The organism is Thermostichus sp. MS-CIW-37, assembly GCF_054060065.1.
In genome coordinates this window covers 147,695-162,216 of record NZ_JBSSCV010000001.1, presented here as the reverse complement: position 1 = coordinate 162,216, position 14,522 = coordinate 147,695, and the positions used below count along the sequence as shown (strand labels likewise).

Here is a 14,522-nt window from a genome sequence, read left to right as displayed (position 1 = left end):
AGAGATTCCGTCCTCACTTCTCACTTCTCCCTCCTCCACTCCTTATCTAAAGCCGACCTTCGTACCCTTGCATCTGGAGGGCAGTTTGAAAATCTTGGCAGGCTCCCTGCCAATCTCCCAGGGCAGCCCGAGCCAGGGCGCGGTTGAAGTGGGCCTTGAGGTGGCAGGGATCCCTATCGCTCGCGTCAGCAGTGCAGAGTGTTATGGCTTGGTCGTAGTCGCGGATGGCCGCCGAAAAATCCCCCTGTTGGGCATAGGCCCAGCCGCGGTTGTTCAAAACCCAGACCCGCTCCTGGGGATCCAGCTCCAGTTGCAGCAGTCGGGTGTAGTCTTCTATCGCTTTGTCCGTCTGTCCCGCGCGATCCCACAAGAGAGCTCGGCAGAGCAAAGCAGAGTGCTCCTGAGGGTTCAAGGCCAGGGCCTGCGTGTAGTCGGCAATGGCCAGCTCAGGGCAATTGGCCTGCCGGTGTAGATCCCCCCGTTGACGGTAGGCCAGGGCAGCATCGGCCACCCCCCAGTTCTGGTCGAGGCTCAGAGCTTGGTTGAGATCCGCCAATGCCGCCTCTTGATCCCCCAAAGCCAGATGCACCCTTGCCCGCAAAGCAAAAGCCTGAGAAGCCTGCGGTTGCTGCTGGATCAGCGCCGTGAAATCGGCCAACGCCCCAGCCAGATCCCCCCTCTCTTGGCGACACAAGCCCCGATACAACAGGGCTTCGGTGACCAGCACTTCTGGATCCCCTGGGCTGGCCAGCTCCAAGACCCGATCCCAATCGGCTATTGCCCCCTCCAGGTTGTGGCGCAGGCGGCGGACTTGGGCCCGCTTCAGGTGGGCCTCCAGATAGAGCTGCCGGGACTGTTCCCCGTCTTGGGCCTCTTCCTGGATGACTTGGTCGAAGTCGGATTCAGCCTGCGCGTAGTACCCCAGCTCCAAGGACTCCGTCCCGCTGACGCGATCCTGCTCCGCACGGTTGGTAGGGCCATCGGTGCCGCGCACCGCCAACGCCAACAACAGAGAGCCGCGGGCCAAGCGGGCCATCCTGTGTTGGGGATCCCGCTGCAGCAGACGGTTTAGATCTTGCAAGGCCGCTTCGGTCTGACCCAACTGCTGCAGGGCTTGTCCTCGGTGCCACAGCGCTTCCCTGTGGTCAGGATCCTGCTGCAAAACCCGGCTGAGATCCTGAATGGCGGAATCCCAGTTGCCCACCTGTCCATGGGCCATGCCCCGTCCCAGCCAAGCCGTCCAGTCCTGAGGATCCTGCCGCAACACCTCGTCGTAGTCGGCAATGGCCTCTGGCCACCGGCCTAGCCGTCGGCACAACTCAGCTCGCTCTTGGCGCAGATCCCGCCGTTCCGGCTGCAAGCGCACCGCCTCGTTCAACTGCTCCAAGGCCGCCTGCAGATCTCCCGTCTGGATTTGGGCCCGCGCCAGATCTCGGCGGATATCCGCCTCGGCCACTGCCACCCCCAGCGCCAAAGCCTGGTGGTAATCCTGGATGGCCCCCAGCCCATCTCCCAGAGCAGCCCGCACTTGGCCGCGATGGAAATAAGCCAAGCCCGACTGAGGATCCCCTTGCAGAGCTTGGTCGAAATCGGCCAACGCCCCCTGCCAATCCCCCAGCCGTTGCCGTGCCATACCGCGGCGCAGATGGGCATTAACCAGCAGCTCCGGCCCGCGTGGGATCCCCCACTGCAACACCTGCGAGAAGTCCTCACAGGCTGCCGGCCAATCTTCCCGCTCAGCATGGAGTTGGCCGCGGTTGAAGTAGAGCTGAGGGTTCTGCGGATCCCGCTCCAGGGCAGCCGTGTAATCCTGCAGAGCCGCTAGGGGATCCCCCAACAGCCAATGGATTCGCCCGCGGCTGCTGTAGGCACTGGCATCTTGGGGATCCAGAGCGATAGCCTGGCTCAAGTCCGACAAAGCCGCTTCGATGTTGCCCAAGTCCAGGTGGGCAATGCCTCGGTTGAGGTAGGCTTTGGCCATGTGGGGATCCAGCTCCAGGGCGCGGTTGAAGTCTGCCAGAGCGCCGCCGGGATCCCCCAGCCCCTGACGGGCCAAGCCCCGGCAGAGATAGGCCCGCGACAGCTTAGGATCCAGATGGAGAGCCTGTTCACAATCGGCCAGCGCCGGCTCCAGGGCGTTGCTGCTCAGGTAGGCCATGGCCCGCTGCAAGTAGAGATCCGCCTGGGCTGCCGCCTCTGCCTCAGGTAGCTCAGTGGCCTCAGCAGACCGTAGGGATAGGGCCTGAGAAAAATCTTCAACGGCCCCTTGGGGATCCCCCAACGCTTGCCGGGCCAGGCCCCGGTGGTAATAGGCTTTGCCGTGGCGAGGATCCAACTGCAGCGCTTGGGTGTAGTCCTCGACGGCCCCTTGCAAATCTGACAACTGGACCCGCGCCACTCCCCGGTTGAAGTAGGCTTCCCCGTCCTGAGGGTCCCGCTTGATCACCTCGGAAAAATCGGCTGCTGCCCCCTGCGCATCTCCCAGATGGCCGCGCACCACGCCGCGGTTGAAATAGGCCCGCACATCTTCCGGGTTGAGCTCAATGGCCCGCGAATAGTCTTCGATGGCCTGCTGCTGCTGATTGAGTTGCCGGTAAGCATTGCCACGGTTGTAGTAGGCCACCGCCCATTGTGGGTTGAGGCCGAGAGCCTGGGTGTAGTCGGCAACAGCTCCCTCGTAGTCCTCCAGCCGGTAGCGGGCAATGCCGCGGTTGAAATAGGCGCGGGCGTCCCCTGCCAGTTGAATGACTTGGGTGTAATCTGCGATGGCCCCTGCCAAGTCCCCACTTTTGTAGCGGGCGCTGCCCCGCTGGCTGTAGGCGCGGCTATTTTGGGGATCCAATTGAATGGCCAACGTACAGTCGGCAATCGCCCCCTGGAAATCCCCTTGGCGGGCTTTCTCCTGTCCGCGGGCCAACAGGCGCGTCACCAAAACCTGATCCACCGAAACATCGCCGAGCGTCGCCTCTTGGGGAAAAGGCAACAGGGGCCGCAGCGCCTCCAACACCTCAGCAGCCGATTGGAAACGCTCTTGCCAGTGGGGGCAGATCAGGCGATCCAAAATCTCGGCCAGCTCCTCGCTGACCTGAACCAAATCCCGCCAGAGCAGTTGGCCGGTGCGGGGATCGTCCCGGATCTTATGGGGAGGACGACCGGTGAGGGCTTGGATGGCCAGCACCCCTACGGAGTACAGGTCGCTGCAGGGCTGGGGCTTGCCGTTGAGCTGTTCGGGCGCCATGTAGCCAACCGAGCCAATCACCGTCGCCAACTGAGTTTGGCCGGGGGCATGGCTGACCAACCGCCCCACTTCCTTGACTGCCCCAAAGTCGATCAACACCAACTTGCCATCGGCATCGCGGCGCATCAGGTTGGCCGGCTTGATATCCCGATGGACGATCTGGTGGGCGTGTACATGGCGCAGGATCTCCAAAATATCCCACAACAGTTTCAAAACCTCGGCCTCGCTCAGCGGCTTGCCCGGGATCAGCTCCTGGCTGAGATCATGCCCGGCAACAAACTCTTGCACCAAGTAAAAATCCTGATCCTGCTCGAAGTGGGCCAAAAGGCGGGGCACTTGGTCGAAGTGGTTGAGCCGGTTGAGAACCTTGGCTTCCCGTTCAAAGAGCTTGCGAGCCGTGGCCAGTGTATAAGGATCCGTGGAGAGGGGGCGAAGGCGCTTGACGACGCAGGGGCTATCGAAGGTGTCTTGATCCACCGCCTTGTAGGTTATGCCAAATCCCCCTTCCCCGAGGGGATGGAGAATGCGATAGCGTCCCCTGAGCACACTTCCCGCTCTGATCTTGTCTTCCATGGCCAAGTCAGTCCCTGAGCGGCGCAGCCTTTTGCCACTGCAAGCTGGCTCGATTCTGCCACAGGCGGACGCCCTTGGGCGGAGCAATCCACAGCTCCTATCCAGGGTCTTTTTCTGCTTTTTCTTTTCGCGATCTTCAATGTCTGTAACAATTCAGTCAGAGAGAAACCGCGATCTGACCTCGCCGCTCTTCAAAATCGCTGATCAGCAGTCTCACCTCGATCTGCCATTCCCCCGCCAGGGCTAGGGGCACATTTTCCACCACAAATTGGCCAGGCCCATCCGGCGCTACAGTGCGGCGTAGAGGGGGGATCCCGTGTTCCGGCAGGGAAAACCCAAGGGTCAATTCCTGAGCCGGGATCCCTTTCACTTCGACTTGGATCTGGTTTTCTCCGGGACGGCAGGGCAGAATCTTCAGGTGCAGGCTGCCTTCCGGCCAGTTCAAGCGCTCTTCACAACTGGTCTGCAAGCCCGACTCCAGTGGGGCTCCCATGCCCTGCCTTCCATTACTGGGAGGAGCCTGGGCCACCAGGAAGCTGGTCAAGGCCAGCACCAGCATCAGCCCCACCAACTCCAGGCGGACGATCCGGCGCAGCGACCGGCCCACCGTCTGCCCACCCTGTTGCAATGCCGGCACCAGCCAAAACTTGTTGTGGGCGCCCAACCCCACCATCATCAGCACCAGCAGCAGCTTGGCCCAGAGATACTGCCCATACGGATGATCCCAGTCCCAGCCGCGGTGGATCCCACCCATCCCCACCCCCGCCAGGATAAGCCCCGGTACCGCCCAGGTGGCCACGTCAGAAAACCGTTGGATGATGCCTACAGATGGGTAGAGAGCAGATTCCTTGCCCAGCAGGCGCTCCAGCCCCCACAACCCTCCCAACCAGAAAGCTGAACCGGCCAGATGCAGCCCCAGCAGCGCCATTGTCCCCATCGGATGCTCACTGGTGAGAGCATGGCCAATGGGCAAAAAGGAGCCGAGCACCAACACCGACCCCATACCGCTGGCCCAGACGGCACCTCCCTCACAGGCCCAGATCAGGATCCCTAGCCCCACCAGCCGCAGCCCTGTACCCCAACCGTAGGGAGAAAGCATCACACGCAGCAGCTCTCGCCCATTAAAGTAAGGGTAGAGCTGGGCCAAATGCAGACTGAAGGCCACCGCGGTCAAACTGAGGGTGATCCAAGCTGTCGCAAAAGCCCAAGATCCGGCCTCGGCGTTTAACCGCCCCCGCAACAGTCGCCACCAGCCCAGCACCCCCACCACAAAAAGGCTGCCCAAGTAGATCCCCCAGCGCACCCCCACCAGCGGCCAGTACAAGGGATCCCTTCCTTGGGCGTGAGCTGTCCTCGCCGCCTGCAATTGCCCAGGATCGGCTGCCCCCACCTGGAAGGCAAACGATCCACTCACCGGATGAGAATCGGCAGAAATGGCCCGCCAGCTGACGATGTAAACTCCCTCGGGGATCCCCTGCGGCAAATCCCCCTGCGGTGCCTCACCCCTGGTCACCCGATTTTCCAAGGGCAGAGCTCGTCCGTTGCTGTCTAAAACCTGGAGCTGTGTGATCTGCACCGGCTCATTGAAAACAAGCCGCACCTGGGCCGGAGCTTCCTGCAGCACCGCCCCATCCTCTGGGAAGGTGGAGAGCAAGCTGGCATGGGCAAAAGCGGGCTGGATCCCGGCCACCCACAGCAAGGCGCAGAGGATCCCAGACCAAATCCAAGCAAAACCCCTTTTGGGATGAAACATGCTCCTAAGCAGACCGCTTAGCGGGTACCGTGTCCATGGCCGTGCCCATGGCCTTGACCGTGACCCTGTCCACTGTCTCCACCTGTCAGCTTCAGCAGCGGAGCCGGCTCCGGCAAACTGTTGGGATCCTCGCCAGGCTGAGCCACCTGAATCCAGCGGTACATGCCCTGCTCGCACTCCTGAATCACTGGGATGGGGATGACCTCGCCGGGCCGATCCGGCAGCTTGGCGCGGATGCTGAACTCATCCATGAACTCATCGGGCAGCGAGCCGCCGCTCCAGATCACCTCGGCAACCGTTTCGGTAATCATCTTCCCATGCGACTCATAGGGGGTCTCCAGCGGCTTTTTGACCGTCTCGATTTTCCACAGGGGATGCACCATCGGCTTCACAGAGACGAATCCCTCTGGGATCTGCACCCGCAGGCGAACGGTCGGGGATCCATCGCAGCCATGGGGCACCCGAAAGGTGAGCTTAGCATAGCTGCCCGCCGGGGCTTCTTTGGGATGGACGGTGACATGAGCCCAAGCGGAAGAAAGAGGCAAAAAGCTCATGCCCAAAGCCAGCAGAGATTTCTTGGCCAGGGTCAAGTAACTTTGCAGACTGAACATTGCCAATGCTCCTTACAAAACTGTGCAGAAAATGCAGAGCCATTCGCCAAGACCTCTAAGGATGGCGATGGGATCCGTGGGATTCCGTTACGCTCATGCTGTGCTGTCCCCAACTGGAGAGGCCCATCGACACCAGGCCGGCACTGGCCAAGCCCATCGACACCAGCCCGAACGAGAGCGCTCCCATAGCCACCAGGCCGATAGAGAGGATGCCGTGGGTCACCACGCCGATGGCCACCACCCCATGGGCGGAAATGCCCACCGCCACCAAGCCATGGGCTCCCACGCCAACCGACAGGATTTTGCGGCGGGATCCCTGTCCTTCACATCCCTGCTCGTGAGGCAGCCGCTCCACTGGTCTCCCCTGGAGCAGGGCTGGATCTTGAGTCCTCTCTTTGGACACTAGCCTCTACTCCAGTTGTGCTCAGCGCGATCCAAGACATAGGCCGCCACCGCCTCGATCTCCTCCGGCTTGAGAATCTTGGCAAAAGCCGGCATGGCCCCTTTGCCGTTTCTCACTTGGGCCTGGATCAGCTCAGGGGTGTCTACGTGGTACTCATGAAGAGCCGCCAGAGAAAGGTTTTTCGCTGCCACCAAAGTGTTGCGCCCGTTCAAGTGACAACCCACACATTTGGCCTGAAAGACCTTGGCTCCCAAGGCCAAATCAGGCTCAGCAGAAGCCATTTGCGGGCCTAAAAAGAGGGCAAATACTGCCACCAAAAGCCCGATAAAAAGGTTGATCATTCGCATTTTCATCTCAGGGACTGACCGAAAACTAGCCTTTAAAGCTTACCCATTATCCCAAGCCCGTTGGGCCAGGTCAAAAGACAGCCTGTCGAGTTTCCCCCGGCTACCATAAGGTCAGGATCCCCCGAAGCCATGAGCGGTCTGCCCCCCGATTTCATTCAGTTGGTGCGCCAAAAGGCCGACCTCGTGGAAGTGGTGGCCGAAAAAGTGGTGCTGCGCAAGCAGGGAAAGAACTTCGTTGGGCTTTGCCCTTTCCACAACGACCACAAACCCAGTTTTCAGGTCAGCCCCAGCAAGCAGATCTACAAGTGCTTCTCCTGCGGGGCAGGGGGAGATGTGCTGCGCTTTGTCATGCAGACCGAGCATCTCTCCTTTGCTGAGGCCGTGCGCCACTTGGCGAGGCGATACCACATACCTCTGCCCACCCGCAATCCCGAGGCGCAGCCCTTGGGATCCCTTGATGAGCGGGAGCTCTCCCACCGGGAAAAGCTGCTGGAGATTTTGGCCATGGCTGCCGATTTTTATCGGCATGCCCTCCGATCCCAGCTAGGATCCGCCGCCCGCCAGTACCTGCACAGCCGCCACCTGAGCGAAGAAACTTTGCAAAAATTTCAAATCGGCTTTGCTCCCCCCGGCTGGCAATCTCTCTACGAATACTTGGTCAACCACAAGCGCCAACCGGTCAAACTTTTAGAAGAGGCTGGATTGCTGGTTCCCCGCCAGCAGGGATCCGGCCACTACGACCGCTTTCGCAACCGGATCATGCTGCCCATTTTCGATGTGCAGGGGCGGGTGATCGGGTTTGCCGGCAGAGCCTTGGGGGAGTCAGGACAGCCCAAGTACCTCAACTCTCCAGAAACAGAGCTCTTCAACAAAAGCCAGGTGGTCTATGGCCTCAACTTTGCCCGCGATGCCATTGCCAAGGCCGATCAAGTCCTGGTGGTGGAAGGCTACTTCGATGTCATCGCCCTGCATCAGGCGGGGGTTGCCTATGCCGTAGCCGCTATGGGCACTGCTTTGACGCCCCACCAGGTGAAGACCCTGCTGCGCTACACCCAGTCGAAGCGGCTGATCCTCAATTTTGATGCGGATCGGGCCGGTTTGAACGCCGCCAACCGAGCCATTGAAGCCGTTGAAGAACAAGCGCGGCGCGGAGAAATTGAGCTGCGCATTCTCACCCTTCCTGAGGGCAAAGATGCCGACGAGTTTTTGCGGGAGTACAAGAGCTCGGCCCCGCCGACGCGAGCGGTTTCTGAACTGCAAACCCTGATCGAGCAAGCTCCCCTGTGGCTGGATTGGCGAATTGAACAGGTGTTGGCTGGTCGGGATCTGAGCCGAGCCACCGATTTTCAGCAGGCCCGTCAAGCCCTTGTGCAACTGCTGGCCGGTTTGGGTGGACAATGGCGCTCTTTGTATTTGCACAAAGTGGCAGAATTGCTCAGCCGCGGCAACGGTCGCCTCAGTCGAGATTTGGAAGAAGACCTGCGCCGAGCCGTGCGGCAGTACCGCTGGGCCAAACCCCAGCAACCTTCCCTCAATAAGGGATCCAAACTCTTGCAGTCGGAGTCCCATCTTTTGCAGATTTTTCTGCATTTTGGCGAGTATCGCCGCGAAATTCGCCAAACTTTGCTGGAGCGGGAGCTGCAATTTAGTTTTCGCCCCCACCGCGAGTTGTGGCAGTGGATCTTGGAGCTGATCTCGGCACAGCCAGAGCTGGAAGAGCAAGAAGAGACGTTGCTGACGGCTTTGCGCACCCTCTGTGCCCAAGATGAGCAGCTCAACGAGCGCCTCAGCCATCTGCTCTGGTTGGACGAAAATACCCGCGTAGCCCTGATGCGTCCACGGATGGTGGTGCGGGCCGCCATTGCCAACATGGAGCTGGAAATTCGCCAGAAGCGCTACCGCTACTGGACCCAACTGTGGGATCAAGCCTTTTCCGAAGGCAACACTGCCCTGGCCGCCCAGTACCAGGCCAGCATCCAGCAGGAATACCAAGCGATTCAGGCGCTGCAGCGGCAGGTGCAACTGAGCTTGGAAGACATGTCGGAAACCCCACTGGCCGAAGATTTATAGTCATTTCGATTCAAACTAGGACACTAAACCCATAACCCAATACGCGGCCAGAAGGCTTCTCTCTATAGCCCGAGTGTCTCACCCTAAACTGAACAGACTGTAGTGGCTGATGGACGGCCTGTTGCTGCTCAAAGGGGCTTCGCTCCGCTAACGGGAGATTAGCTCCGCTTGCAACCGCTCCCGGGCCACCTGCAAAGCCTCTGCCAATTTCTCCGGCTGTTTGCCCCCAGCTTGGGCCAAGTTGGGCCGTCCGCCGCCGCCCCCTCCGGTGAGTTTGGCAATCTCGCCGATGAAGGATCCCGCCTTCAGGCCAAGTTGCTGCACAGCAGGGCTAAAGGCAGCCACCAGGCTGACCTTGCCGGCTTCCGGCACCGATCCCAGCACCACTGCCCCTTCCCCCAGCTTGTGGAGCAGATGCTCGGCAGCGGTTTTGAGGGCCTCAGGGGTGGTGGATCCCAGCTCGGCCACCAGCACCTTGAGATCTGCGACGGCAACCGCTTGGGCCAGCAGACCTTCGGCCTGTAGCAAGGCCAACTGGCTGCGCACCTCCTCCAGCTCCTTCTGGGCAGCTTTCAGCTCCGCCTGTAGGGCGGCAACCCGCTCCGGCAGTTCCTGGGGCTTGGCTTTAAATTGGGCGCTCAGCTCCCGCACCACCCTGTCCCGTTCGTTCAGGTATTCCAGCACAGCCGGCCCGGCCACGGCCTCGATGCGGCGGATCCCGGCAGCCACTCCCGTCTCGGCGATGATCTTGAACAGGCCGATCTCGGCGGTGTTGTTGACATGGGTGCCACCGCACAGCTCCATCGACACCCCCGGAAAGTCGATCACCCGCACCTCAGCGCCGTATTTTTCCCCGAACATGGCCACAGCACCTCTGGCTTTGGCCTCGGCCAAGGGCATGATCGCCACCTGAGCAGCATGGGCCTCGGCAATCCAGGTGTTCACCAAGTTCTCGATCTGTTCCAGCTCCTCAGGGGTGACTGGCCGGGATAGGGTGAAATCAAAGCGCAGCCGGTCAAAGGCCACCAGGGATCCCGCCTGACCAATCGAGGGATCGACAATTCTTTTCAGGGCCGCCTGCAGCAGGTGGGTGGCGGTGTGGTGGGCTTGGGCGCGCCGCCGACAGGCCAGGTCGATTTGGGCTTGGACGGGATCCCCCACCCGCAGGATCCCGCGTTCCACATGGCCAAAGTGAACGAACAGATCCCCTTGCTTTTGCACATCTTCAATCCGCACCAGCAGGCCGTCCCCAGAAAGGTAGCCCCGGTCGCCAATTTGCCCGCCGGACTCGGCGTAGAAGGGCGTGCGATCCAAAACGACCTGCACTGCCTGCCCTGCCTCCACTTGGGGCACCGATTTCCCCTCGACCAGCAGGGCCTCGACCACGCCGCGGGCAGAAGATTGGCTGTACCCCAAAAACTCCGTTTGGCTGAGGAAATCCGCCAGCTCGTCCAGGGATCCCTGGGCTGTGAGGTCGATGGTTTGGTGGGCGGCGCGGGCCCGCTGCCGCTGTTTCTCCATCTCTTGTTCAAAGCCCTCCAGATCCACGTTGAAGCCGTGTTCCTGGGCAATTTCTTGGGTCAGCTCCAGCGGAAAACCGTAGGTATCGAAGAGCTTGAAGGCGTCGGCGCCGGAGATCTGCTTTGGCGAGCCGCTGTCGCGACGGGAAGATTCGACGGCAGTAAACAAATCCAGCAGTAGCCGTTCCCCCCGCTCCAGGGTTTTGAGAAACTGCTCTTCCTCCCGTTGCAGCTCGGTCTTGATCAGGGTTTCTCGCTCCCGCACCTGAGGATAGGCAGCCTCGGCCAACTGAATCGCGGTCTCGATCACCGGGATGGTGAAGGGCTCGCCAATCCCCAGCAATCGCCCGTGGCGCACCATTCGCCGGATCAGCCGCCGCAGCACATAGCCCCGATCCACATTGGAAGGAAGCACCCCATCGGCAATCAAATGCATCACTGCCCGCGCGTGATCCCCGATCACCTTCAGAGAGATCTGCTGCTCCGGGTTGGCCTTGGAGTAGTTCAGCCCGGCGATCCCAGCCGCCGTTTGAATGATGGGAAAGATCAAGTCCGTCTCGTAGTTGTTGGGCACCCCCTGCAACACTTGGGCCAACCGCTCCAACCCCAGGCCGGTGTCGATGTTTTGCTTGGCCAGCGGCATCAGGTGACCTTCGCTATCCCGGTTCAGCTCCATGAACACCAGGTTGTAGATCTCCAGAAAGCGGGAGTCATCCTCCAAATCGATCCGCTCATCCCCCAGCTCTGGCTTGAAGTCGTAGTAGATCTCAGAACAAGGGCCACAGGGGCCGGTGGGGCCGGCAGCCCAGAAATTATCCGCCTCTCCCATGCGCTGGATGCGGTGGGCCGGGATCCCTATCTCATCTCGCCAGAGGGCAAAAGCCTCCTCATCTTCGCGAAAGACGCTCACCACCAGCCGTTCCGGGGGCAGGCCGAAAACCTCCGTCACCAGCTCCCAGGCCCAGGCGATGGCCTCCTTTTTGAAGTAGTCGCCAAAGCTGAAGTTGCCCAGCATCTCGAAGAAGGTGTGGTGGCGCGCCGTTCGGCCCACGTTCTCGATGTCGTTGGTGCGCACACATTTCTGGGCCGTTGTAACCCGTGGGTACTCCGGATCCCGTTGCCCCAGGAAAATGGGCTTAAAGGGCAACATGCCGGCAATGGTCAGCAGCACCGTTGGATCTTCTGGCACCAAGGAGGCGCTGGGCAACACCTGGTGGCCCCGCTGAGCGTAGAAGTCCAGAAAAGTTTGCCGAATGGCGGCACCGGAAAGAGCTGGAAACATGACAGGCGAAGATGGCTGTATTCATCAATTCTAAGTTTTCCCTCTGCAGGGCAGTCCAGCCCTTGTTGTTCTCCTCTGTTCCACCAAACCCCATCCGCCGAAAACCTAAGCGATTTGTCCGATTAACCTCAGGGCGGGCAGACGCTAAGATCAGCCTATCTGAGGCAGTTGTGCAAGATTTGTTTCTTCTTGGTCTAACCTGTATGTATCTCTCACAACTTGCCTGCCGACTTCTTGGCTCCGTCTCGGTTGTCCGGATCGCCAGCCGGTAACCCCAAACTGGTATGCCCAACTGCTACTGCCTTAACCCTGCCTGTTTGCACCCGGAAAACCCGGCGGACGCTTCTACCTGTGCCTCTTGTGGCCATCCCTTGCTGCTGCGCAATCGCTACCGGGCCTTCAAGCGCATCGGCCAGGGGGGATTTGGCTCTACCTTTTTGGCGCGGGATGAGGACATGCCCTCCAAACCTTGGCGGGTGATCAAGCAGTTGCGCCCGGTCGAGGGATCCCCGCAACTGGCCAAGCTGGCGGAGGAGCTCTTCAATCGCGAGGCCCAAGTGTTGGAGCGCCTGGGCGAACATTCGCAGATCCCCAAGCTCTACGCCCACTTTCAGGAAGGCGGCAAGTTCTACTTGGTGCAGGAATTTATCCAGGGCACCACCCTCTCCCAAGAAATGCGTCGCAATGGGCCCTTTTCCGAAGAACAAACCCGGCAGGTGATGCAGGAGGTGCTGCTGATCCTCAGCTATGTCCACAGCCAAAACACGGTTCACCGAGACATTAAACCTGCCAACCTCATTCGCCGCAAAGAGGATCAGCGGCTGGTGCTGATCGACTTTGGGGCCGTAAAGGAACTGGGGCCAGCCCAGGAGCAGGCGGCAGAAGTGACAGCAATCCGCTCCCTTGGCTTTTCTCCCCCGGAGCAAGTAGCCGGCCAGGCGGTCGGTCCCTCTAGCGATCTCTATGCCTTGGCTGCCACCTGCATCAACTTGATGACGTTGGAATCTCCGGCCAAGTTTTATAACCATGAAACGGGACAGTGGGATTGGTCGGATTGCCTGCAGCTCAGCCCGGAATTCGACGCCATTCTGCACCGCATGTTGCAGCCGGCCATCAACCAGCGCTTTGCCACCGCCACCGAGGTCTTGCGGGCGTTGCAAGGGATCCCGGTGGAAGAGGCAGGCGGCCCGATCTCTCAGCCGATTGTGTTGCCCAGCTCTCCCCTGTCTGCCAATCCCAGCACATCGGTGATCTCCGGCTACTGGGCCAAGCGCCGCTCGGGTGGTTTCGTGCCCACACCCCTCCCTCCGTCCACCGCAGGGGGAATGACAGCCAGCAGCCCGGTATCCATCCCCTCTGAGTGGGGGAGCACCACCGGTTTCACCCAACTGGGCCGAGCCAGCAGCATCACAGGCGGCGGACGGATCAAGCCGGCCACCCCACCGCGGATCCCTTCCATGGCGGGAGCGGATCTGCGGGGAAAGTCCTTTGCCAACCAAAACCTAGCCGGCTATGATTTGCGCCAGGCCGATCTGCGGGGGGCCGATTTCTCAGGGGCCAACTTGCAGGGGGCGGATCTGCGCGGGATCCTCTTCAACACCCCTCAACCCCATTGGCTACGGGTTTTGAGCCAACTGTCTGGATCGGCCAAAACATTGGGAGGGATCCTGACAGGCTTGGGGGGGCTGCTGGGCTCAGGGATCCTGGCCTTTTTGCTTGTCCGCCTGACCACGGGCAATTTGGTTTATGCGTTAGGAGCGGCTGGGATCGCCTTGGTGGTGGCCAGCTCGGTGATCTGGTCGATGGGCGGTGGGGTTCGTTTGGCTCGATCCCCAGAAGAAAAGAGCAAGCGCTTCACCAACTTTTGCAAAGCAGATCTGCGAGGGGCACAGATGGACGAGAAGCTGCGGAAGTTTGCCCGTCGGCAGGGAGCCATTTTGAGCTGACGCAGGGCGGACTGCGGATCTGGCGGATCTGGAATTTTGCGTTGCGATCTTTAAACTTTATAGATCTTTAATAGTTTTATAGTTGTTTCAGGTTAGGATGAGACGTCTGGGCTACTGATCGCGCCGGCGGGACGGAGTCCTTAGAAAAGCCTTCTGGCCCTCCGCATTCAACGCTTTGTCCTAGTTTGAATCGAAATGACCACAAAACCATAAAAGAGAAAAGTTCAAGAGCTCAAGCCATCGAAGGGGGTGGAGAGGCCCATCTGCGAAGCGATTGATTGACCTGTTCCATCAAAGCTCGGCAGGCCACGGTCTTGCCCTGTTGCCGATCCCCAGCTTGGTCGTAAAAGACGATGCCATCGGCCCGAGAAAGGCCCAACGCCAAGAACAACAGCTCCAAGACCCCAAAAGAAGCGGTCTCCAGCTCCGGCGCTCGATCCTTAAGCTCTGCCAGCGTGGTGTGGGCATCTTCCAGGTGGCCGAAGGCCGGGATCCACAGATGGGTCGTCGGCTGGGATCCCTCTGAGGATGAGTCGCCAGCAGCAGGATCCTCGACCACCCGCACCGTCAGCCAGCCGCCATCGGGGTAGCGCAAGGTGGTGTATTGCAGGTGATCCAGGTGTTGGGCCACCTGAGTGAGCACATCCGCCACCTGTTGCATCGCCGCCGTTGGGATCCCATTTTGCGGAGCGGTATCCACAAGGGTTGCGGCCTGTGCTGCCAGACTAACCACCATGATTGACAACAATCCTCGTCCACATCCAGAATAGATATTCGCA

The 14,522-nt window shown here is 60.3% G+C and carries 9 protein-coding genes; 2 read left to right on the top strand and 7 right to left on the bottom strand.

From position 1 onward, the window contains the following. Positions 1-46: 46 nt before the first annotated feature. The 5 genes from ACVWYZ_RS00675 to ACVWYZ_RS00655 form a co-directional block, all read right to left on the bottom strand. Positions 47-3,811, bottom strand: a complete 3,765-nt coding sequence (locus tag ACVWYZ_RS00675; protein ID WP_457465485.1) for a tetratricopeptide repeat protein — start codon at positions 3,809-3,811, stop codon at positions 47-49. A 157-nt stretch (positions 3,812-3,968) separates the two neighbouring features. After that, positions 3,969-5,564 (bottom strand): copper resistance CopC/CopD family protein, encoded by a 1,596-nt coding sequence (locus ACVWYZ_RS00670; RefSeq protein ID WP_457465483.1) that lies wholly within the window; start codon positions 5,562-5,564, stop codon positions 3,969-3,971. Between the two features lie 17 nt (positions 5,565-5,581). Next, complete coding sequence (locus ACVWYZ_RS00665) at positions 5,582-6,175, bottom strand: YcnI family protein (RefSeq protein WP_457397589.1); 594 nt, start codon at positions 6,173-6,175, stop codon at positions 5,582-5,584. A 55-nt stretch (positions 6,176-6,230) separates the two neighbouring features. Further along, positions 6,231-6,530: a hypothetical protein gene (locus ACVWYZ_RS00660; protein ID WP_457397592.1), complete on the bottom strand. Its 300-nt coding sequence runs from the start codon at positions 6,528-6,530 to the stop codon at positions 6,231-6,233. 47 nt (positions 6,531-6,577) lie between these two features. Beyond that, entirely contained in the window at positions 6,578-6,919 is a 342-nt protein-coding gene (locus ACVWYZ_RS00655) for a c-type cytochrome (protein ID WP_011433133.1), read from the bottom strand. Between the two features lie 135 nt (positions 6,920-7,054). Here ACVWYZ_RS00655 and dnaG point away from each other — a divergent pair, with 135 nt between their 5' ends. Next, the gene (gene dnaG / locus ACVWYZ_RS00650) at positions 7,055-8,995 is read left to right on the top strand and encodes a DNA primase (RefSeq protein WP_457465481.1); all 1,941 of its coding nucleotides are present in this window, start codon (positions 7,055-7,057) and stop codon (positions 8,993-8,995) included. 147 nt (positions 8,996-9,142) lie between these two features. Here the strand turns inward: dnaG and alaS are convergent, their stop codons facing one another. Beyond that, complete coding sequence (alaS, locus tag ACVWYZ_RS00645; protein ID WP_457465479.1) at positions 9,143-11,797, bottom strand: alanine--tRNA ligase; 2,655 nt, start codon at positions 11,795-11,797, stop codon at positions 9,143-9,145. A 284-nt stretch (positions 11,798-12,081) separates the two neighbouring features. Here alaS and ACVWYZ_RS00640 point away from each other — a divergent pair, with 284 nt between their 5' ends. Continuing rightward, on the top strand, positions 12,082-13,743 hold the full coding sequence (locus ACVWYZ_RS00640) for a protein kinase domain-containing protein (protein ID WP_457465477.1): 1,662 nt from the start codon (positions 12,082-12,084) through the stop codon (positions 13,741-13,743). 232 nt (positions 13,744-13,975) lie between these two features. Here the strand turns inward: ACVWYZ_RS00640 and ACVWYZ_RS00635 are convergent, their stop codons facing one another. Further along, positions 13,976-14,479, bottom strand: coding sequence for a hypothetical protein (locus ACVWYZ_RS00635; protein ID WP_414342275.1), 504 nt, complete (start codon positions 14,477-14,479; stop codon positions 13,976-13,978). Between the last annotated feature and the right edge of the window lie 43 nt (positions 14,480-14,522).